This window comes from Flavobacterium sp. N502540 (genome assembly GCF_025947365.1).
GTDB lineage: Bacteria > Bacteroidota > Bacteroidia > Flavobacteriales > Flavobacteriaceae > Flavobacterium.
In genome coordinates, this window is the sequence record NZ_CP110012.1 from 4,623,075 (window position 1) to 4,646,058 (window position 22,984).

General features: G+C 37.2%; 16 protein-coding genes and 2 rRNA genes. 7 read left to right on the forward strand and 11 right to left on the reverse strand.

Annotation, left to right across the window (positions count from 1 at the left end):
• Positions 1-149: 149 nt before the first annotated feature.
• The 5 genes from OLM58_RS19340 (at position 150) to OLM58_RS19360 (ending at position 4,995) form a co-directional block, all read left to right on the forward strand.
• Positions 150-704 (forward strand): RNA polymerase sigma factor, encoded by a 555-nt coding sequence (locus tag OLM58_RS19340; RefSeq protein ID WP_026110196.1) that lies wholly within the window; start codon positions 150-152, stop codon positions 702-704.
• Entirely contained in the window at positions 701-1,240 is a 540-nt protein-coding gene (locus OLM58_RS19345) for an anti-sigma factor (protein ID WP_264530219.1), read from the forward strand. The genes OLM58_RS19340 and OLM58_RS19345 overlap by 4 nt, the downstream gene beginning before the upstream one ends.
• Complete coding sequence (locus tag OLM58_RS19350) at positions 1,224-2,288, forward strand: hypothetical protein (protein WP_264530220.1); 1,065 nt, start codon at positions 1,224-1,226, stop codon at positions 2,286-2,288. Before OLM58_RS19345 ends, OLM58_RS19350 begins: the two co-directional genes overlap by 17 nt.
• A gap of 22 nt (positions 2,289-2,310) precedes the next feature.
• Complete coding sequence (locus OLM58_RS19355) at positions 2,311-3,042, forward strand: head GIN domain-containing protein (protein ID WP_264530221.1); 732 nt, start codon at positions 2,311-2,313, stop codon at positions 3,040-3,042.
• A gap of 123 nt (positions 3,043-3,165) precedes the next feature.
• Positions 3,166-4,995 carry a serine hydrolase gene (locus tag OLM58_RS19360; RefSeq protein WP_264530222.1) on the forward strand — a complete coding sequence of 610 codons (1,830 nt, stop codon included), beginning with the start codon at positions 3,166-3,168 and terminating at the stop codon, positions 4,993-4,995.
• Positions 4,996-5,162: 167 nt separating this feature from the next.
• Here OLM58_RS19360 and OLM58_RS19365 read toward each other — a convergent pair whose 3' ends face one another.
• The 7 genes from OLM58_RS19365 to OLM58_RS19395 form a co-directional block, all read right to left on the reverse strand.
• Positions 5,163-6,482 carry an MFS transporter gene (locus OLM58_RS19365; RefSeq protein ID WP_264530223.1) on the reverse strand — a complete coding sequence of 440 codons (1,320 nt, stop codon included), beginning with the start codon at positions 6,480-6,482 and terminating at the stop codon, positions 5,163-5,165.
• A 110-nt stretch (positions 6,483-6,592) separates the two neighbouring features.
• Positions 6,593-8,071, reverse strand: coding sequence for a S41 family peptidase (locus tag OLM58_RS19370; protein ID WP_264530224.1), 1,479 nt, complete (start codon positions 8,069-8,071; stop codon positions 6,593-6,595).
• 303 nt (positions 8,072-8,374) lie between these two features.
• Positions 8,375-9,187, reverse strand: a complete 813-nt coding sequence (locus OLM58_RS19375; RefSeq protein ID WP_264530225.1) for a M48 family metallopeptidase — start codon at positions 9,185-9,187, stop codon at positions 8,375-8,377.
• An 86-nt stretch (positions 9,188-9,273) separates the two neighbouring features.
• A complete protein-coding gene (locus OLM58_RS19380; RefSeq protein WP_264530226.1) occupies positions 9,274-11,673 on the reverse strand; it encodes a glycoside hydrolase family 31 protein in 2,400 nt (799 codons plus the stop codon).
• Positions 11,674-11,873: 200 nt separating this feature from the next.
• Positions 11,874-13,778 (reverse strand): 1,4-alpha-glucan branching protein GlgB, encoded by a 1,905-nt coding sequence (gene glgB / locus OLM58_RS19385; protein ID WP_264530227.1) that lies wholly within the window; start codon positions 13,776-13,778, stop codon positions 11,874-11,876.
• A 36-nt stretch (positions 13,779-13,814) separates the two neighbouring features.
• The gene (locus OLM58_RS19390) at positions 13,815-15,095 is read right to left on the reverse strand and encodes a glucose-1-phosphate adenylyltransferase (protein WP_264530228.1); all 1,281 of its coding nucleotides are present in this window, start codon (positions 15,093-15,095) and stop codon (positions 13,815-13,817) included.
• The gene (locus OLM58_RS19395) at positions 15,085-16,512 is read right to left on the reverse strand and encodes a glycogen synthase (protein WP_264530229.1); all 1,428 of its coding nucleotides are present in this window, start codon (positions 16,510-16,512) and stop codon (positions 15,085-15,087) included. Before OLM58_RS19395 ends, OLM58_RS19390 begins: the two co-directional genes overlap by 11 nt.
• Before the next feature lie 139 nt (positions 16,513-16,651).
• On the opposite strand from OLM58_RS19395, the gene OLM58_RS19400 reads away from it, so the two are divergent.
• Both OLM58_RS19400 and OLM58_RS19405 read left to right on the forward strand, forming a co-directional pair.
• Complete coding sequence (locus OLM58_RS19400) at positions 16,652-17,518, forward strand: alpha/beta hydrolase (RefSeq protein WP_264530230.1); 867 nt, start codon at positions 16,652-16,654, stop codon at positions 17,516-17,518.
• Between the two features lie 48 nt (positions 17,519-17,566).
• Positions 17,567-18,211 (forward strand): endonuclease III domain-containing protein, encoded by a 645-nt coding sequence (locus tag OLM58_RS19405; RefSeq protein WP_264530231.1) that lies wholly within the window; start codon positions 17,567-17,569, stop codon positions 18,209-18,211.
• Positions 18,212-18,216: 5 nt separating this feature from the next.
• Here the strand turns inward: OLM58_RS19405 and OLM58_RS19410 are convergent, their stop codons facing one another.
• From OLM58_RS19410 to OLM58_RS19425, 4 genes are all read right to left on the reverse strand, one after another.
• Positions 18,217-18,651 carry a nuclear transport factor 2 family protein gene (locus OLM58_RS19410; protein WP_264530232.1) on the reverse strand — a complete coding sequence of 145 codons (435 nt, stop codon included), beginning with the start codon at positions 18,649-18,651 and terminating at the stop codon, positions 18,217-18,219.
• Positions 18,652-18,666: 15 nt separating this feature from the next.
• On the reverse strand, positions 18,667-19,119 hold the full coding sequence (locus tag OLM58_RS19415) for a DUF1569 domain-containing protein (RefSeq protein WP_264530233.1): 453 nt from the start codon (positions 19,117-19,119) through the stop codon (positions 18,667-18,669).
• 636 nt (positions 19,120-19,755) lie between these two features.
• Positions 19,756-19,865: ribosomal RNA gene (rrf, locus tag OLM58_RS19420) — 5S ribosomal RNA — on the reverse strand.
• Between the two features lie 184 nt (positions 19,866-20,049).
• Positions 20,050-22,928, reverse strand: a 23S ribosomal RNA gene (locus OLM58_RS19425).
• Positions 22,929-22,984 lie beyond the last annotated feature (56 nt).

Sequence of the window (22,984 nt, forward strand, 5' to 3'; positions counted from 1 at the left end):
AAAAGCAAAAAAGAAAGTTTTGAAATTGTATGATAGAAGTTAAATAACCTATGAAAGACAATTATTTTAAAAAAAAATAAAATTAATTTTATCAAAACTGTAACAAACCCAAAAAAGCAAAGTCATTATTAAAAACTAGCAACAATTACTTGAGTATAACTAACCAGAATATCGAAGAATTAATCACGCTTTGTAAGGAGAACAACCAAAAAGCGCAATTCGAAGTTTACAATCGTTATTGTAAAGCGATGTACAATGTGGCATTCCGCATTGTGAAAGATGAACATTTTGCACAGGACGTCATGCAGGAAGGTTTTCTGAAAGCTTTTACAAAAATCAATGATTACAAACAAGAAGTAGCGTTTGGTGCGTGGTTAAAAAGAATAATCATCAATTACAGTATTGATTTTTATAAAAAGAATAATGCTTTTCAGGCAGAAGATTTGACTAAAACCCTTTATAAAATAGAGGAAAATGACAGTGTATTAAGTGACAGCATTGACCTGAATTCACTTAAAGTAAAACAAGTCTTAGATACGATTTCTAACCTGAAAGACAATTATCGTATGGTTTTAACCCTTTTTTATATTGAGGGTTACGATCAGGAGGAAATTAGTGAAATATTAAACATCAGTTATGCTAATTGCCGGACGACGCTAAGCAGAGCAAAAGAAAGTTTACGAAAAAAATTAGAGGAGATATGAAAAAGGAAAATGACGATTTAGATCAATTATTCAAAAAGTTTGAGAACCAATGGGATGTAGCCGAATTAACTTCCGGCCATCAACTTGATTTCTTAAATAAATTAAACAAAAAACAGCCTAAGAAGAAAAATCATGCGGTTTGGGCCATTGCTGCTTCAATTGTGGTATTGTTGGGGGTATCTATATTCTACAACAGTTACCAGGAGCCTAAACCCTACAAGTTTGCTTCGAAGGAAGCCAAAAGAACCGATTCGATATTCAGTATTTTAATCGATAATGAGCTAGTAAAATTAAAAGAAAAAAGTTCTCCTCAGAATGAACAGATTATTAACGATGCCTTAAAACAAATGAAGGTGTTTGATGCCGATTATGCAAAAATCATGAAAGAATTGCAGAAAAACGGTGAAAACAAACAAATTATTTATGCCATGATCAGTAACCTGGAAACACGTATTTCCTTTTTACAAACGGTATTGAAACGCATTGAAGAAAATGAAAATTTTAAAACTAACACTACACATGAAAAGACATTATAAAATACTCATCCTATTGCTTTTGCTTCCTTTTTTAGGATTCTCAAACGATGATAATAGTTACATCACTAAGCAAAAGAACATTAAAAAGACCTATATCGTAAATTCGAACGCTGGTATTGATATTGACAACAAATATGGAGACATCACGGTCAGTACCTGGAATGAAGATAAAATCGACATTGACATTACTATTAAGGCAACCAGTAAAAATGAAAGTTGGGCAAACCAAAGAATAAACAGTATTGATGTTGACATTACTGCCCTTAAATCGATGGTTACTGCGGTGACAAACCTTGGGAATTCTTCGGTAAGAAGTAAAGGAAGTGCTGATTTCTTTGAAATTAACTATGTCATTAAGATCCCGAAAAACGGTTCGGTGAAACTTAATAATAAGTACGGAGATATCACTACGCTGAGTTTAGAATCTACCACAGACATTACTTGTAAATACGGGAAAATAACGTTAGGAAAACTAAATGGTTCCAGCAATCGAATCGAAATAGGCTATTGCGATAACTCGACCATTGAATCTATCAAAAACGGAAATATTGAAGCACGCTATTCTGACCTGAAAATTTCGCAAGCCGGAAACTTAAATATAGATTCCAATTATACTGATTTATACTTGCTCAATGAAGGTCAAAATATCAAATACAATAGTAATTACTCTACTTTTAAACTTCAAAAAATCAGTTCGCTGACGGGTTCCGGAAATTACTTAAGTGTTTCTGTTGGAGAGCTCTCCGGTAATTTGAATATTGATACGGCCTATTCAAAGATAAATGTAGACACTCTAAATGAGAAAAAAAAGAATGTGACTGTTGCGAGCAGCTACACGAATGTATCACTGGGTTACAGCGCTGATCTTGCTTTTGATTTTGACATTAACACCAGATACGGGAATATCAAATACGACAGTTCGTTAGAAACATCGGTGGCGGAAAGCAAAGGCAGTGCTAAAAAAATAAGCGGTTACAATAAGAAAAAAGGACAAAGCAAAATAACGGTAACTACCAGCTATGGTAATGCTGCATTAATCAAAAAATAACAATCTAAAAACAATCAAAACAATGAAAACATCCGTTAAATTATTCGTTTGCAGTGCATTTTTATTTAGTTTTATTGCAAATGCTCAATGGTCTAATAAAAAGATAAAAGGAAATGGCAACGTCGTTTCTGAAACCAGAACTACTTCTGATTATGATGGTATAAAAATTTCCGGTTTTTTTGATGTGGATTTAGTAGCAGGGAAAGAAGGAAAAATTACAGTAAAAGGAGAACAAAATTTACTGACTGCCATTAAAGTGGAAGTAGAAAACAATGTTTTAAAAATTTATACAGAAAAAGGAGTCAATCTCTCCCCAAGTCTTGGCAAAAAGATTGAAGTAACGGTTCCTTTTGAATCCATATCCGGATTGACTTTATCCGGTTCCGGGGACGTTCAATCAAAAAACACGATCAAAAGCGACAAATTTCTGGCAAAACTATCCGGTTCAGGAAACTTTAATCTGGCTTTAGACTCCAACGATCTTGAATTAACTTTAAGCGGATCAGGAGATGTAAATTTAAAAGGAAATGCTGCTAATTTTTCTACCATATTATCAGGTTCCGGAGATATCGATGCTACAAATCTTAAAACAAAAAACACCGAAGTAACCATTTCAGGATCAGGAGATGTTCGCGTAAACTGTACTGAAAGTATAAGCGCAAAAGTTTCAGGATCCGGTGATGTCAGATACAGCGGAAATCCAGAGAAACGAAGTGTAAAAGTTTCAGGATCAGGAAGTATTTCAAAAGCTTAATTCTATAAAAAGCTCAATAATAAAAGAATATTACCATCATCAAATCAAAGAACAACAGCTTACTTTTCTTTTATTATTGAGCTTATACTTTAAAAGCGGTACCGCGATCAAAAATCACTACCAATGAAACGAACTTTTTTAGTTTTACTTCTGATTACCTCCTGCACTTTATCATTTTCTCAGGAAACAACTATTTCTGAAAAAATAAAATCTCTGGACAGCTTAAAAAATGGCACTGCAGAAATAATGTCAAAATACAACCTTAAAGGATTGAGTGTTGCTGTTTTTGAAAATTACAAAGTAATCTGGACGAATCAATGGGGTGTAAAAGCGGCAGATACAGGAGAAAAAATTGATTTGAACACTGCTTTTTCTACTGCCTCCATCTCAAAGCCTCTTGTCGCTATTGTTTGTGCAATTTTAGAGGAAAAAGGACTAATCAACCTTAATGCCCCTATCTCTCAATATCTAAAATCATGGCAATTACCTAAAAGCGACTTTACCACAAAAACACCCGTTACCTGGAAACACCTTTTATCCCATACAGCCGGAACAAGTCAGGGCGGTTTCGAAGATTATTATCAGGGAGATTCCATTCCCACAATTGTAGAAAGTCTGCAGGGCAAATTATTACCCCGATCTAAAAAGCCAATCGAATTTCTTTTCAAACCTGGGACTGACTGGCAATATAGCGGTGGCGGTTATGTAATTATTCAATGTGCTCTGGAAGATCATTTCAAAAAACCATTGGCACAAATTGTCAAAGAGCAACTTCTTGATCCTTTGCATTTGCAGAATTCAACTATGATTCAGCCCAATGAAAATGGTTTTCTGACTAATATTGCTAAAGTACACAACAGTAATGGTAAAATAATCCGAACGGGAATTCCTATCACGCCACAAGTTGCACCTTCGGGATTGTGGTCTACTCCTACTGATCTGGCCTTAATTGCGATTGAATTACAAAAAGCACTTGCGGGTAAAGGAAAGGTGATTTCTAAAGCCGTGACTGAAAAGGTTACAAACATAGTTACAATGAAAGGTCCACGAGGATGGAGTTACGGATGGCAGCGAAGTCTTGGATACGGAAATCTGGACTGGTTCTCGCATGATGGCTCTAATACCGGAACCGGTGGTGATTTGCTTGCTACCATGAAAAATGGTAACGGAATTGCCGTTTTAGCCAACGGTGACAAACCTAACAGACTTCCCGTAATGACGTACATCGAAAAAGAAGTCATCACAAAACTAAACTGGTCTAAACCAATTAAGGGAGGTGCTGTTAAAATTCCATCAGAATTAAAAAATGCTATAAAAGGATATTATACTGAGATTCTGTACGGATATGACCGAATGGGAACAACTAAAATAGCTGAAGAGCATAACAGTCTTTATCTTTACTCCCCCTTTTTAAAAGAGAATTTTGATACCGAAAAAACTAAGATGTATTACTTAGGAAACAATACTTTCAAAATCGATAATTATCCGAACGAAATTCATTTTAACTTACTCAACCATAAATTACAAGCCATAACGATCACCCGTGCAGCAAGTACCACGCGATTTTTACATCTGAGTCCGGAACAAATCAGAACGCCACAGACTCAGTTAATCGAAATATTCAGTGAGAATACCTTTGAAACTGCTCTCAATCAATTTAAAAAATTAAAATTAAAATATCCTGACTATAATTTTGAAGACGATCTAAACAATTTTGGTTATAATTTGTTTAATAAGAAACTAACTGATCTTTCGGTTCAGATTTTTGCTCTTAATTGTTCAGAATATCCGACTTCTTCGAATGCTTTTGACAGTTTAGGTGAAATTTATGAAGCTATTGGACAATTAGGTCCTGCCAAAGAGAATTATTTAAAATCGTTGGAGTTAAATCCTAAAAATGAAAATGCTGCGCAAATGCTTGTAAAAATCAATGCGCAGCTTAAATCTAAATAATATTGAAGTAAAAGTGCTTTTTAAAGCTACAGTCTGAACACGAATTCCACGAATTTGCACAAATTTTAATGGTTAACTATGTTTGTAAAATTAACTCCACAAACAAATTAGTGACAATTCGTGCAATTCGTGTTATTTTTTTATACTTGTGTTTACACACTAGCTTTTTAAAGTGCCTTTTTTGGTACTCGTCTTAAAAGGAAAATGGCAGTAACGAAGAAGATGGCCAAAATCACAATTGCGGCACGCGGACTTCCGGTGATTTGATCGATGATTCCATAAACACACATTCCGATTACAATTCCGATTTTCTCCGCTACATCATAAAAACTAAAGAAAGAAGCAGTGTCTTCTGTTTCCGGTAATAATTTTGAATAAGTCGAACGGGACAATGCCTGAATTCCACCCATCACAAATCCAGCTATAGTTGCCATCACATAAAAATGCATCGGTAATACTATAAAGTACGCCAAAGCACAAAACACAGCCCAAATACTATTGATAACAATCAAGGTTGGAATGTTTCCAAACTTAGCCGATGCTCTTGAGGTTAAAACTGCTCCAACAACTGCTACTAACTGGATAATCAAAATACATTTTATTAATCCAATGGTACTATCTTCTTTGGTTGCCCACTCAATTTCCTGCGCTCCAAAATAAGTCGCTACAAGCATTACCGTTTGCACCGCCATACTTGAAACAAAAAAACCGCTTAAATATCTTCTTAGGGCAATGTTATCTTTCAGCAAAGCCCAAACCTTTTTTAACTCTTTAAAGCCATTAAAAACAACCGAGCTGGTTAATTTCTGACCATTCGCTTTACTTCCTTTTGGCAGATAATAGTAGGTATACTGGCTGAATAGAATCCACCAGACTCCAACCATTATAAAAGAGTAACGCATGGCTTTCATCGCAGCTTCTCCATCGGTTCCGGTAATACCAAAAAGTTTTGGTTTCATAATCATTGCTAAATTGATAATCAGCAACAATACACTACCAATATACCCCATAGAATACCCTTTGGCGCTAATTTTGTCCTGCTGTTCTTCAAAAGCAATATCCGGCAGGTAAGAATTATAAAAAACCAAACTTCCCCAATATCCCAGCAATCCTAAGAAATAAAAGGCTAATCCTGTATAAATATTATCGAGATCAAACCAATACAGTCCCATGCAGGACAAGGCTCCCATATAACAAAAGAATTTCATGAAAGCTTTTTTATTCCCCACATAGTCGGCAATTCCGGATAATAAAGGAGAGATAAAAGACACTACCAAAAAGGCTGCTGCGGTAATAAAACTAATTAAGGCTGAATTTTTAAGGTGCATTCCAAATACATCAATATAATGGTCGCGATCTGTAAATAAGGCTTCATAAAATATGGGAAATACTGCCGAAGCAATCGTTAATGTATAAACCGAATTGGCCCAGTCGTAAAATGCCCAGGCATTCAATAATTTCTTATCTCCTTTTTGTAGGTTCTTCATAGTAAGTAGTTGGTTAATTAAGCTGCGAATTTATTTATTTTTTATTAAGAACCTATTATTATAGCATTAAGAACATCTCTTTTGTTTTTAACAATACATATTCATTCTTTTTATTGATCTATTAACTTCTCAAAAATATAAGCAACCTCAGGATCTTTTTCCTGGGATAAATACGATAATCTTTCCTCTAAAAGAAGTTTTTTATCCGGTAGCACTCCTGTATCAACCTTTTGAAAATTTTTCCCAAAAAACAGTTCTGTGAAAGAGAACCTCATTGTCGATTTTGTTTTGGGCAACTTATAATTTAAAAAGTACCCAGCAAAGGTATTACCATCACTTCCTCCCGTTTCTTTCCCTACAATAATTCCTCTTTTGTTTTCTACTATTAACTTGGCAAAATAGACAGATGCAGAATACGTATTTCCACTTGTCAGGACATACACTTTTCCACTAAAAGCCCCTTTATCAGCAGGAAAATCTTCTGTTATTTCAGCATTCGCTCTTTGGTTTCCAATGTACATTTCGTCTTTTAAGTCAAATCTTTGGTAAATAAAATTTTCATAGCTTTTAACTTCACTTTCAGGAACCTGAACACCATTATCATTGACTAAAAATTCAGGATGCACAAATTTTATAGCCTTTGCTTTGTAGTTAAATTCATTTCTAAAATTTCCACTGGCAATAAATGAATACAAAACTGCCGCTATTTGAGGATTACCTCCTCTATTAGTTCTTACATCTATTATCACATTTTCATAACCATACTCTTTAATTTTAGTAAAAAAATCTTTAAACTTCTGATATGCTTCAGCCTCAGAGATGTCAAAAGTATTGATTGTCAGTTTTCCTGTTGATTTTTGCTTATAAAATCTGTAATCTATACTTGAACTAAGCTCCAATTTGTTTAATGGAGCTATTTTCTTTTCCCTCTCTGAATATAACTCATAATAATCAATTGCTTCCAGATTCACAACAGTGTTACCGGACAATGAATTTTTAAATCTAACTTCAAAACTATTCACTCCAGAATTAATATAAACCGAATAACTTACAGAAAAATCATTTGTAATAAAGTCTTCAACACTTGATTTAATATTTCCTTCCCCTTGGACATGCCCAGCAATTTCATTAATTATATCAGATATCGGTCGCTTATTGATTTCGGTAATTTCACTTAAAAAAGGGATTTTAGAATTTTTAGTATTTACAAACATTCTATTCTCAAGTATAATAACAGAAACAGGGAAATAGGTATACTTTTCTTTCATGTATTCATCAAGAAATTCATCCCTGGCATATATTGAAAAATGACCATCTTTAATCTTGGGTATACAGTTCAAAAATTTTAAATAGGTAGGTTCTTTATCCAGCTCTTTGTAACTTTTTTTAAAATGATTCTCCCACTGCTCCTTTGTAATAAATTTAAACGGATCCGGGTGTTGCTTCTCGATAATTTCTTTTAGTAAGGCCAAATCTTCCATATAATCTTTGGCTTTTAGATCTCTAAAGTCAAACCCTTGAGCAGAACTTACACTTACGTTAATAAAAAATAATGCCATAGCGCTCCATAAACTAATTTTCCCTTTCATCTTTATAAAATTTTATAATTCTAGATTTCACATAAAATTAAAATTCAATAAACTTCATCAAATGGTCAGCCGTACCAGACTAATACATTTTTATCTATAAAATGTGAATTAAGATTGTATCTCTTTTTAAACCTATGATTAGTCATTATTAAATTATTCTTTTTCAAATATAAATATTTTCCTACACATTAAAATGCTTAAAACAAAAAAATTAAAAAGAAAAGGTCTTATCAATATATAAAGACAAAAAAAAACTGTTATACTTATTTAGTAAAACAGTTTTCATTTAATATTTAAAATAAATTATTTAATAATTCCCACTTTAAGTGCCGTTGCTCTTGCTTCGGGTATTAAAGCTCTTATATTGGCAATCCTTGAAGCATCAGAAGGGTGTGTACTCATAAACTCCGGTGTTCCCGATCCTCCGGATTTGGCTGACATCCTGCTCCAGAACGAAATAGCGTCATCCGGATTATAACCTGCAATGGCCATTAATGTCAGACCAATTTTATCTGCCTCAGTTTCATTGCTTCGACTGAACGGCAACATTACTCCCACCTGCGTACCTAAACCATAAGCCTGTGCGAATATTTCCTGTGTTTGCTGGGTTTTACCGCTTGTGGCTGCTCCTAAAGCAACGCTTCCTATTTGCTGTAACTGTGCAGCACTCATTCTTTGTGCGCCATGATTTGCTAAAGCGTGTGAAACCTCATGTCCCATAACGGTAGCTAAACCGGAATCATTTTGTGTGATCGGTAAAATTCCCGAGTATACCACAATTTTTCCTCCAGGCATACACCAGGCATTCACCTCTTTATTGTCTACGAGTTTGTACTCCCAACGATAATCTTTCAAATACTGCGATTGTCCCAGGTAAATCAAATATTTTTCGGCTGCTGCCTTAATTCTTCCTCCTACCAATTCTACTTTTTTCGCATCTGCAGTTCCCGTAATTACCTTGTTTTCGGATATGAACGTATTGTATTGCTGAAACGAAGATGGAAATAATTCACTGTTTGAAACAAAATTCAAGTTTTGTTTTCCTGTAATCGGATTGGTCGCACAACCGGCCGCTAAAACAACGGCAAGTAAGCCTGATGCTAAATGTTTTCTCATGATGGTGGTATTATAACAACATACAAAAATACGATTATTAATTTTCCCACTTTTATATAATTATCAAAAAAAATATCAGGATTACACTATTCGCCAATGATATGAAGTTCGTTAAACTCTTTATCGACGATTAAAAAATGATTAAGTTCAAAACCTTCCTTGTCAAATGCTATTTTCTCATTATCGATTTCAATTTCAGCCACTTTAAAAGGCAGTCCGATTAAATTGATTTTATACTTACTGTACGGTGTATCATACTTTCCTTCTTTGTGCAACTGAACGATAAGCTCTTTCTCTTTTCCAATAGTACTGAAAGATAAAAAGCTGTAACGTCCTTTTTTGTAATCGTATCCGTCCTGTGCATCTTCGTAAACGACTGACTTTTCTTTTCCGAGTTTGAAGTACAAATCGAGTGTTAGTTCATCAAATTCGAGTTCGCCAACATATTGCTGTACGGGATATTTCGGAATAACAGCTCCTGCTTTTACAAAAACCGGAATTTCATCAAATTTAGTATCAATCCAAACTTCTCTGCCTCCTGTTGCGAATTCATTGGTCCAGTAATTGTACCACTCTCCTCTTGGAATGTACATTCGTCTGCCGACAGCGTTTGGTTCGAGTATCGGACATACTAAAATTTGATTCCCAAAGATGAATTCATCATTACGATAATGGGTTTGGGTATCTTCCTGATCGTAATATACTAATGGTTTTAACATCGGAACTCCTTCTTCAATATACTGCCAGAACATGGTGTATAAATAAGGGAGTAACTGATAGCGCAGACTGACAAACTTACGGGTAATATTGATGACTTCTTCATCAAATGCCCAGGGCTCCTGATTGCCATGATCTCCGGAAGAATGCGTTCTGCAAAACGGGTGAAATACGCCTAACTGAATCCAGCGGGCATACAATTCTCCGGTAGGCTGTTCGGCAAAACCTCCAATATCAGAACCTGTAAATCCCATTCCGGATATGCTCATTCTTTGTACCTGAATATTGGCAATCCATAAATGCTCCCAGGTAGCGACATTGTCACCTGTCCAGGAAGAGGTATAACGCTGTGCCCCGGAGTAGGCCGACCTGGTAATCACAAAGGGGCGCTTAGGATAGACAAAACGTTTTACCCCATGATAAGTGGCTCTGGCCATTTGTGTGCCGTAAATATTGTGTGCTTTTCGATGGCTGCATGGATTTCCGTCGTATACGTGACGTACATCTGTGGGAAATGTTTTGTTGGGAACTTCCATTACAGCGGGTTCGTTCATATCGTTCCAAACTCCTTTAACACCAATATCTGAAATTAATTCTTTAAATAATCCAGCCCACCATTCTCTTACAACGGGATTTGTATAATCGGGAAAATTACATTCGCCTGGCCAGACTTTCCCTTTCATATAAGGCCCATCGGCTCTTTTGCAGAAGTAATCTTTTTCTAAGGCTTCCTGATACACCCAGTAATCTTTGTCTATTTTGATTCCCGGATCTATGATAACTACTGTTTTAAAACCGTCTTCGGCCAATTCGGCTACCATTTTTTTAGGATCGGGAAAATAGTTTTTGTTCCAGGTAAAACATCGAAATCCTTCCATATAATCAATATCGAGATAGATGGCGTCACACGGAATTTTGAGTTCTCTGAATTTTGAGGTGATTTCTTTTACTTTACTTTCAGGATAATAACTCCATTTGCATTGATGGTATCCTAAAACCCAAAGTGGCGGCAGTTCCGGTTTTCCGGTCAAATCGGTATAAGTGGTTACTACATCCTGCATTTGCGGACCGTAGATGAAATAATAATTCATCTCTCCTCCTTCTGCCCAAAAACTGGTAACGTTTCTTCTTTCCTGACAAAAATCAAAAAAGGTTCTGAAAGTATTGTCGAAAAAGATTCCATACGATACTTTGTTGTGCAAACCAATATAAAACGGAACCACTTTGTATAACGGATCCTGTTCTTTTTGGTAAGCATATTGATCAGTGGCAAAATTTTCAAGTCTCTTGCCTTTTAGATTCATCTGCGTTGCTTTGTCTCCCAGACCGTAAAAACATTCTCCATCTTTAGAAGATTTACTCATTTTTACGATATTTCCCCCGTATTCGTAACTTTCTTCCCAATGAAAACCAAGTTCATCTTCCAGAATAAGAAAATCGTTTAAATCGTAAATAGCAAGACGCAAATCTCTTTTTTGAATTTTACATTTTACTTTACTGGTCGTGATTTGAAAATAGGCTTCTTCTTCTGTAAGTTCTAAAAAATTATAACCGTGAAGCTGTGTTTTATCAACGGCATACGAAAAATCATTACTAAAATACCCTTTTGTGGTAAAACGAAAACGAATCAAACTGTCTCTAAGAATAGTGACTTTTAAGATTACTTTATTGTCGGTATGAAAAAAAACAGAATCTCCTTCATGTTGATGCGAGATAATTTTTGATGGATATAAATCGCCCTTGTATTCTAATGCTGTATTTGTAATCATGTCGATTTCTGTATTAATTATATAACGTTAGTCTCCCTTTCAAACATACAAAAAAACCAGATAACCCTCTATAAATAAAAGGATTATTCACGAAAACGTTTTTTCTGAATGAGTATTAATTATCCTCTTAAAAATTCAACAAATCGATAATTTAAGAACGTGAAACTGATAAAATGGCACCAGCGCAAAAAATCTTCTATTTATACAAATGAATAAACGGTTATACTTAAAGGCGGTAAATTTAAAGCTACCGAATAATCTCTCCCGTCATAAGGCGATGACTCTATTGTTAATGCCTGAGGATTTCCTACACCGCTTCCTCCATAAATAACAGCGTCACTATTAAAAATTTCCTGCAGCTTACCCTTTTCCGAAATTCCTATTCTGTAATTTTCGCGGACTAGTTGTGTAAAATTGCCAACGATAATTAGATTTTCTTTTGGATTGTTTCCTTTTCGAATGTACGATAAAACCGCATTCTGATGGTCTGAATAATTGATCCACTCAAAACCTTCTCCCGAAAATTGTTTTTCATACAATGCAGGACGAATTTTGTATAATTGATTCAAATCTGTAATTACTTTTTTAATTCCGAAATGGTAATCGTATTGCAGTAAATGCCAATCCAGACTTTTCTCAAAATTCCATTCATCGCTTTGCCCGAATTCAGATCCCATAAACAATAACTTAGCTCCCGGATGTGTGAACATATAACCGTACAGCAATCTTAAATTGGCAAATTTCTGCCATTCGTCACCCGGCATTTTATTGGCAATCGATTTTTTTCCATACACCACTTCGTCATGCGAAAACGGCAGCATAAAATTCTCCGTAAAAGCATAAGTCATCGAAAAAGTCAACTCGTTCTGATGGTATTTTCGGTAAACGGTTTCTTTCTGAAAGTATTTTAAAGTATCGTGCATCCAGCCCATCATCCATTTCATTCCGAAGCCCAAACCTCCTGTAAAAGTTGGTCTGGAAACCATTGGAAACGAAGTACTTTCTTCAGCAATAGTTTGAACTCCATCAAAATTAGCATAGATTACTTCATTGAATTCTTTAAGAAAACTTATCGTATCTAAATTTTCTCTTCCTCCGTAAATATTCGGTTCCCACTCCCCTTCGTTTCTCGAATAATCGAGATACAACATAGACGCTACGGCATCCACACGCAAACCATCGGCATGGTAATGCTTCAACCAGAAAACGGCATTGCTGATGAGGAAAGCGCGAACTTCATTACGTCCGTAATTAAAAACCAAACTTTTCCAATCCGGATGATATCCTTTTCTACGATCCGGATGTTCGTATAAATGCGATCCGTCAAAAAAGCCCAAACCGTGTGCATCGTCAGGAAAATGCGACGGCACCCAGTCTAGAATAACACCAATACCGGCCTGGTGTAATTTATCTACCAAAACCATAAAGTCCTGTGGTTTTCCGAAACGCGAAGTCGGTGCAAAATATCCTGTGAGCTGGTATCCCCATGAAGGATCGTAAGGATATTCCATAATTGGCATAAATTCTACATGCGTAAAACCGGTTTCCTTTACATACGCAACCAAATCATCTGCCAGTTCTAAATAGGTTAGAAAGCGATTATGTTCTCCGCGTTTCCAGGATCCCAAATGCACTTCGTACACCGAGTGAGGTTTGTCTAATGCATTATTCTCCTGACGCAATTGCATCCATTTTTCATCCTTCCAGTTATAATCCAAATCCCAGACCACAGAAGCGGTATGAGGTGGTTTTTCGCAATATAAAGCAAAAGGGTCTGCTTTTTCGGTAACGATTCCGTCAATATTCGATTGAATTTTATATTTATACAAAGCCCCTTTTGAAATCTCCGGAATAAATCCTTCCCAAATACCCGAAGAATCCCAGCGTACCTGTAAAAGATGTTCACCTTGTGTCCAATAATTAAAATCGCCCACAACAGAAACCGATTGCGCTGTTGGAGCCCACACGGCAAAATACACTCCTTTTACCCCATCAACTTCAATTAAATGCGCTCCTAATTTTTCGTATAACTGATAGTGCTTTCCTGCTTTGAATAAATTAATATCAAATTCGGTAAAGAGAGAATGCGTAATTACTTTAGACATATTTGGTTTTTAAGGCAATAATTAATTCTAAACATTTTATTCAATTCTAAAATTGTCAGAGAGAATAGCTCCTTTTTTAATCACAACAATACCATCTTTGATACTGTACAATTCATTTGTAAAATTATCCAAATGTTTTCCGCCACTAATGTGAACGTTATTTCCAATTCTGACATTCTTATCAATCAGAGCATTTTGTATGAAACAGTTTTCACCAATTCCAACGTGAATTTTATGGATTGCGGCTTCACGATTTAATTCGTCCAGATCCTGATAAAAATCGTTCCCCATCACATAACAATTCTCCAATACAGTTCCCTCTCCAATTCTGGAACGAATTCCAATGACTGAACTTTTAATTTCTTTAGCGTTAATAATACATCCTTCCGAAATCAACGATTGATTGATGGTAGAATTTCTAAATTTAGACGGTGGCAATAAACGAGGTCTTGTAAAAATTTTATTGTCGTTATCAAACAAATTAAATTCCGGAATATCGGTTGTTAAACCAATATTAGCTTCAAAGAAAGATTCAATATTCCCGATATCTGTCCAATACCCTTCGTATTGGTAACTCAGAATTTTATGTTTGCCTACAGCCTGCGGAATAATTTCTTTTCCAAAATCCTTTGTTTCCGGATCAGCCATCAGCTCTATGAGTAATTCACGGTTGAAAATATAAATTCCCATAGAAGCCAGATATTTTTTACCCTTCTCCTTCATGTGTTCACTTACATCAGATTCCCATTCGGGTAACAATGAGGCATGGGGTTTTTCGATAAAAGCTTCGATAAAACTCTCATGATTGGTTTTAAGAATTCCAAACTCAGGTGCGTCTTTAGCATTCACCGGTAATGTCGCAATCGAAATCGCAGCGTCAGCAGCAATATGTGCTTCCAACATCTCATTAAAATCCATCTGATACAATTGATCTCCTGATAAAATCAAGGCATGATCAAATTCGTGTTTCAAAAAATGCGACATACATTGTCTCACGGCATCTGCTGTTCCCTGAAACCAGGTTGGATTATCAGGAGTTTGTTCTGCCGCCAGAATATCTACAAACGACTGGCTAAAGATGCTAAAATTAAAAGTGTTTTTAATATGTGCGTTTAGAGACGCCGAGTTAAACTGTGTCAGGACAAATATTTTAAAAATATCAGAATTAATACAATTGGAAATAGGAATATCCACCAATCGGTATTTTCCACCAATTGGAACTGCGGGCTTAGATCGGGTTTCGGTTAATGGGAACAAGCGTGATCCTTGTCCTCCTCCTAAAATAATGGCAACTACATTCTTCTTCTTAAATTTCATTTTTCTCAATTATTAGATTGTATATCTCGATGTATTCTTGGCATGCACGCTCCCAGGAATGATCTGTCCCCATTCCTTTCGCTCTAATATTTTTAAAATTAATTTTATCCCCGTATAATTTCACGGCACGATTGATCGAGTAACAAATATCCCCTACCGAAGCCTGGTCATGACACACTCCGTTACCATCGTCTCCAAAATCTATTACCGTATCTCTCAAACCTCCGGTCCTTCTCACAATCGGAACCGTTCCATAACGCAGCGCATACATTTGGTTTAAGCCACAAGGTTCAACCCTCGAAGGCATTAAAATAAAATCTGCTCCTGCGTAAATCAAATGTGCTAATACTTCATTATACCCAATAAAAACGTTGTAATTCCCTTTATAATCATTTCGCAATTGAACCAATTGTTCTTCAATCAACGAATTTCCTGATCCCAGAATCAGTATATTAATATTTTCAAAATTCTCGGATAATGCCAGTGCCGAAGCCTGTGGAAGCAAATCCCCTCCTTTCTCCTCAAACAGACGCCCTATAAAACTGAATAATGGTTTTGTAGGATCGAGTTCAAACTCCTCACACAATTTTTCTTTGTTCTGCTGTTTTCCGATCTCAAAAGTATCTATCGAATAATTACTGTCAATCATTTGGTCTTTGGCAGGATCCCAAACTTCAAAATCAATCCCGTTTAAAATCCCCTTTGATTTGTGTCGAACAGATTTGAAAAGAGCTTCTAAACCATTTGCCGCATTATTAATTTCATCGAGATAACTTGGAGAAACCGTAGTCACAGCATGGGCACACTTGATTCCTACTGCTAATGAGTTAATCGAATGGTCCCACTCTAAGAAACCAACATGTTTCAAATCAAACTCAGGTAAATAAAACAGCTTATCAAAACCAAACCAACCCTGATACAGACCATTGTGTATTGTAATTACTGATCTCACATTGCTAAGACTTTCATATTTGTAAGCATATTTAACTAAAAACGGAATCAATCCGGTGTGGTGATCGTGGCAATTTAAAACATCAGGAACTTTATTACGTGCTGTAATCCAGTCTAATGCTGCAATCTGAAAGGATACAAATCTTTCAATATCATCCTCATATCCATAAACATTTGGACGGTCGAACAATTCTTTAATTTCAATCAGGTACAACTCATATCCCAATTTATCAGTTGTTTCTTTTAAAACACTAAACGGAAAATTAAAATTTCCCAACTTCACATCTCCCCAATGAACACATTCAAAATCGTTTTCTTTTCTGAATTTTGTATCATAACAAGGGACTACAACACGAACGTCGTGACCAGCTTTGGTCTGATATTTAGGCAATGCGCCAACCACATCGGCCAAACCGCCCACTTTTGCCATTGGATAACACTCTGCACTGATGTGAAATATTTCCATTCTTAAAATTTATATGCGTACTAAATACTATTTTCCCGATTATTTTTTTCAGTAAACATCTATTAATGTGTTACTTTTATCTTTTTTTAAATTTAGGAAAAAATAAACAGAATCCAGCCCCCAGAAAAAAATTATTGATATGTCAAAAAAGGAAAATAATCCTACTAAATCTCTAAAAATTCCCAAGTTTATTATTGCATCTGCTAAAATTTGTGCCTTTTTTTCGACAAAAATGGTTACCAGTTATGCCGCTAAACTTTTCACAACTCCTGTAAAACATAAAGTTCCAAAACGCGAATTGGATATGGAGCAAAAAAGTATTCAAAAAACCATTTATGTTCCCGTAATAAACAAAAGCGTCGTTACGTATGAATACGGGAAAAGTGATCGCAAAATTTTACTGGTACACGGTTGGGCCGGAAGAGGAACCCAATTATTCAAAATAGCCGATGAGCTTTTAAAAAATGGCTTTTCGACGGTAAGTTTTGATGCTCCCGCACATGGAAAATCCGAAGGAAAAAGCACGATTATGTCTGAATTTATTGCTTCGATTATAGAAATTGAAAAACAATTTGGCCCTTTTGATTTCGCTATCGGTCATTCCTTAGGCGGAATGTCTGTCCTAAACGCAATTAAAGACGGATTAAAGGTAAAAAAGGCAATAGTAATAGGCAGTGGCGATATTGTACAGGACATATTGAATGATTTTGTAGCCAAACTAGAGCTAAAACCAGAAATCAGCGAACGTTTACGCGATCATTTTGAAAAGAAATATCAGGTAAAAATGGATGATTTTTCAGCTTATAAAGCAGCTCAAAAAGTTAAACTACCTGTTCTTGTAATTCATGATCATGATGATCCCGAAGTTTCCGTAAAAGCAGGAATCCACATTCATAAACAACTGGAAAATGGAACTTTATATCTAACAGAAGGTTTGGGACACCGAAAAATTCTAGGCAATCAAAATGTCATTAAAAAAACGATAGATTTCATCAAAACCCCTTAATTTTGTGACAGTTATACTTTCTATTGTTCAATTCTAAAGAAACTAAAGATGGACTTATTTGGAGAAACAACAAATTGGGAAACAAAACTGGAACCCATCCTAAGTAAATATAAAGGAAGAAAACATCCTTTAGACTATCAAAATACTTATCAATTGTTAGTAATGGTTGTTCTGTCTGCTCAGGATTCTGATGCCAACATCAATAAAATTGCACCGGCACTATTTGAAAAATATCCCACACTAAAAAGTCTTTCTCAAACCGATGCAGAAACTTTCATTCCTTATATAAGTAAAGTCCGTAATTATCCCACAAAAGCGCAATGGCTTCTGGAAATTGCAAAAACGGTTCAAAATGATGAAGACATTCCATTAACCATGAAAGAACTAACAGCTTTAAAAGGTATTGGAAGAAAATCAGCCAATGTAATTTTACGAGAAACTCATCAAGCAGCAGAAGGAATTATTGCCGATTTACACGTCATACGCGTAGCACCAAGAATTGGTATTATCAAAGAGAGCAAAGATGGAATTAAAACAGAAAAAGACCTAATGCAGGTTTTGCCTAAAAACATTTGGTCTGAAATTGGCATGGCAATTTCTTTTTTAGGAAGGGAAACCTGCAGACCCAAACCCAAATGCGATGAGTGCACAATTGCAGACTCCTGTCATTACTTTGCAACTGAAATTGCATAAAAGCATTATTTTCTTCGGGTATCAATCAGATAGATAATTTTCCAATTGTCTTTTTCTTTAAACAAAGTAAAGGTATTTACTCCCGAGTGACTCAGTTTATCGTTTACATAAAACTGATAAGGCGCCCAAACATGTGCTATTGTACCGTCAATTTGAATATTGTAGCTTAAAATCTTTTCAGAAAATTCAATATTAGATGGGATTGTAGCAATTGATTTATAGAATTTACCAGCATTCTCCTCTGTAAGTTTGTTTCCTTTAACCAAACTCTCATTAATAGATTGCAGGACTATCTCATCCGCACAAACAGATTTCATTCTTACGGTATCTCTTTGGTGAAAACCTTCAAAAAAGGTTTCAATACTCTTCTGGACTTCCTGCTGTTGTGCGTTTACAGCTAATCCCAAAAATAACGAACTTACAATACAGAACATTCTCATAAGCAAAGCATAAAATTAAACCCCAAATTGACTCAGATGATGCTCCAGATGTTTAGCAAACATATTACTCCATTCTCTCGCAGTTAATCTGCCAAAAGAATGCGATTCTTTACCGTCGAAATCTTTTTCACCCAACAATTGCGTTTTATTAATGTAAGCAATCAGCCTTTCTCTTTCAAGATTAAAATCGCGAGTGCCATTTATAATAAATTGAGATGCCGTCGGATTATTATGTTTATACGGTGTCTCACTTACCACCTTATTTTTAACCAATGTCTTTAAAATAAACTTCAAAAAGAAACCTGGTTTTGGATGAATATCATCGTACACCATCTCATAGGAAACATTGCAGTGTGCCAGCATTTGAGCCACATCCATTTTACCCCAGAGCCCTTTCGAATCTGATTGAAGCAAATTGATACGTTTTACAAACTCATCACAATCTTCTTTATAAAAGACATTTTTCATCGTATTCCGATTTTTAGATAGATTAAACACTAAAGTAAAAATATGATTTTTATCTGAAATTACAATCTTTGATTTTAACCCGTCGAAAAAATAATTACTTACAAATTTTTAAATTAATACCTACTCAGCAAAAATATAGTAAAGATAGTTATGGCGTTCCCCTTCGGGTCGGGCTGTCCGCTAAATCTTTTGCGATAGAAGTTTCAGGGAATTTTTAAGTGAACGGTCATCGCAAAAGGATACCGCTTCCATCCCTAACGCAGCGTGCAATAAAAAGAATATTTAAAGAAAAAAAGGACCAATCATCCTTGAGCTATTTTCTAACCGCAAAGTCCGCAAAGGTATACGCAAAGCCCGCAAGGAAAAAAGGCTGAAAGCCCAAAAGCAAAAAGCATGGTGCAAAGCACTATGGACCAAAATAAACAGCAAACATCGCCCTGAAAGGGCAAAAGCAATTTTCACTCCTGTAAATCAAAAAAAATCCGTTCTGATCCGCGTTTTCGTCTGGCGAATCTGTATCATCCGCGTGCATTTTTTTTTAACCGCAAAGTCCGCGAAGGTTTACGCAAAGCCCGCAAGGATTTAAAAACGTTATAAAACAAAAAACCCTATCCGAATTGGATAGGGTTCTTAAAAGAAAGGCGACGACATACTCTCCCACATAACTGCAGTACCATCTGCGCAGGCGGGCTTAACTTCTCTGTTCGGGATGGGAAGAGGTGAGCCCCGCCGCAATAACCACCTTAAGGTTTTTAGTCTAAAGTCACAAGTCTTAAAGTTTTAAAGTCTTTCAACTTTATGACTTTAATCTTTCGACTTAAAGACTGCTCGCGTCGAGCTAATATTTTAACATACTGAGATAAAGAAACAAATAAGTTTTTTTGTTAAGAAAGTTTCCTCCCTCTCGTCTGGGACGAGAGGGAAAAGGGTGTACATAAGCTTACGGATTATTAGTACTACTCGACTATGACATTACTGCCTTTACATCTATAGCCTATCAACGTGGTCATCTTCCACGATCCTTAAAAGAAATCTCATCTTGTGGTGGGTTTCGCGCTTATATGCTTTCAGCGCTTATCCCTTCCAAACGTAGCTACTCTGCGGTGCCCCTGGCGGGACAACAGATACACTAGAGGTTTGTCCAATTCGGTCCTCTCGTACTAGAATCAGATCCACTCAAATTTCTAACGCCCACAGTAGATAGAGACCGAACTGTCTCACGACGTTCTGAACCCAGCTCGCGTGCCACTTTAATGGGCGAACAGCCCAACCCTTGGGACCTTCTCCAGCCCCAGGATGTGACGAGCCGACATCGAGGTGCCAAACCCCCCCGTCGATATGAGCTCTTGGGGGAGATCAGCCTGTTATCCCCGGCGTACCTTTTATCCTTTGAGCGATGGCCCTTCCATGCGGAACCACCGGATCACTATGCTCTACTTTCGTACCTGATCGACCTGTATGTCTCTCAGTCAAGCTCCCTTATGCCATTGCACTCTACGCACGGTTACCAAGCGTACTGAGGGAACCTTTAGAAGCCTCCGTTACTCTTTTGGAGGCGACCACCCCAGTCAAACTACCCACCAAGCACTGTCCTCTTCATCGAAGAGTTAGGCCTCAGATAAACAAAGGGTTGTATTTCAACAATGACTCCACAACGCCTGGCGACGCCACTTCAAAGTCTCCAACCTATCCTACACATCATTTATCCAAGGTCAATACTAAGCTATAGTAAAGGTGCACAGGGTCTTTTCGTCCCACTGCGGGTAAACGGCATCTTCACCGTTACTACAATTTCACCGAGCTCATGGCTGAGACAGTGTCCAGATCGTTACACCATTCGTGCAGGTCGGAACTTACCCGACAAGGAATTTCGCTACCTTAGGACCGTTATAGTTACGGCCGCCGTTTACTGGGGCTTCAATTCAATGCTTCTCCGAAGATAACATCTCCTCTTAACCTTCCAGCACCGGGCAGGTGTCAGGCCCTATACTTCATCTTACGATTTTGCAGAGCCCTGTGTTTTTGATAAACAGTCGCCTGGACCTCTTCACTGCGGCCAGCTTGCGCTGGCGACCTTTCTCCCGAAGTTACAGGTCTATTTTGCCTAATTCCTTAGCCATGAATCTCTCGAGCACCTTAGGATTCTCTCCTCAACTACCTGTGTCGGTTTACGGTACTGGTACTAATTACCTGAAGTTTAGAGGTTTTTCTTGGAAGCCCTTAGGCGCACTATCTCTTTGTCCGAAGACTCCGAGTACTATCGTATTTCACCATTCTCTACGGATTTGCCTATAGAGAATATAGCTAGGTACTTCAACGAACTATTCCGTCAGTTCGCGGCGCTTTCATCACTCCGTCACCCCATCACAGTAATTAGTAGTACGGGAATATTAACCCGTTGGCCATCGACTGTCCCTTTCGGGTTCGCCTTAGGACCAGACTAACCCACAGCTGATTAGCATAGCTGTGGAAACCTTAGTTTTTCGGTGTGCGGGTTTCTCGCCCGCATTATCGTTACTTATGCCTACATTTTCTTTTCCAGCCAGTCCAGCATACCTTACGATACACCTTCAACCCTGCTGGAATGCTCCCCTACCACTTTGTATTACTACAAAATCCATAGCTTCGGTAATATGCTTATGCCCGATTATTATCCATGCTCGTCCGCTCGACTAGTGAGCTGTTACGCACTCTTTAAATGAATGGCTGCTTCCAAGCCAACATCCTAGCTGTCTGGGCAGACAAACCTCGTTCTTTCAACTTAGCATATATTTGGGGACCTTAGCTGATGGTCTGGGTTCTTTCCCTCTCGGACTTGGACCTTAGCACCCAAGCCCTCACTGTTATCAATCATTATATAGCATTCGGAGTTTGTCAGGAATTGGTAGGCGGTGAAGCCCCCGCATCCAATCAGTAGCTCTACCTCTATATAACTAAAATAACGCTGCACCTAAATGCATTTCGGGGAGTACGAGCTATTTCCGAGTTTGATTGGCCTTTCACCCCTACCCACAGGTCATCCGAAGACTTTTCAACGTCAACCGGTTCGGACCTCCACACTGTGTTACCAGCGCTTCATCCTGCCCATGGGTAGATCACACGGTTTCGCGTCTAACACTACTGACTAAAGCGCCCTATTCAGACTCGCTTTCGCTACGGATCCGTGACTTAATCACTTAACCTTGCCAGCAACGTTAACTCGTAGGCTCATTATGCAAAAGGCACGCCGTCACCCCACTTAAGGGCTCCGACCGCTTGTAAGCGTATGGTTTCAGGATCTATTTCACTCCGTTATTCACGGTTCTTTTCACCTTTCCCTCACGGTACTGGTTCACTATCGGTCTCTCAGGAGTATTTAGCCTTAGCGGATGGTCCCGCCAAATTCAGACAGGGTTTCACGTGCCCCGCCCTACTCAGGATACCACTATCTATTATACTTGTTACCCATACGAGGCTATCACTCTCTGTGGCTCGACTTTCCAGTCGATTCCGGTTCCTTGTACATAAAATATCGTGGTCCTACAACCCCAACAATGCCGTAACATCATTGGTTTGGGCTAATCCGCGTTCGCTCGCCACTACTTACGGAATCACTTTTGTTTTCTTCTCCTCCGCCTACTTAGATGTTTCAGTTCAGCGGGTTTGCCCACCTATCGGTGTACTATGTCTTCAACATAGTGGGTTGCCCCATTCGGATATCTACGGATCAATCGATGTGTGCTCGTCCCCGTAGCTTTTCGCAGCTTATCACGTCCTTCTTCGCCTCTGAGAGCCTAGGCATCCCCCATACGCCCTTATTTTGCTTATTGTACCAATCTTGTTTCTTAAAACAAGACCGTTTTTTTTGTCTTTTATTATTGCTAAT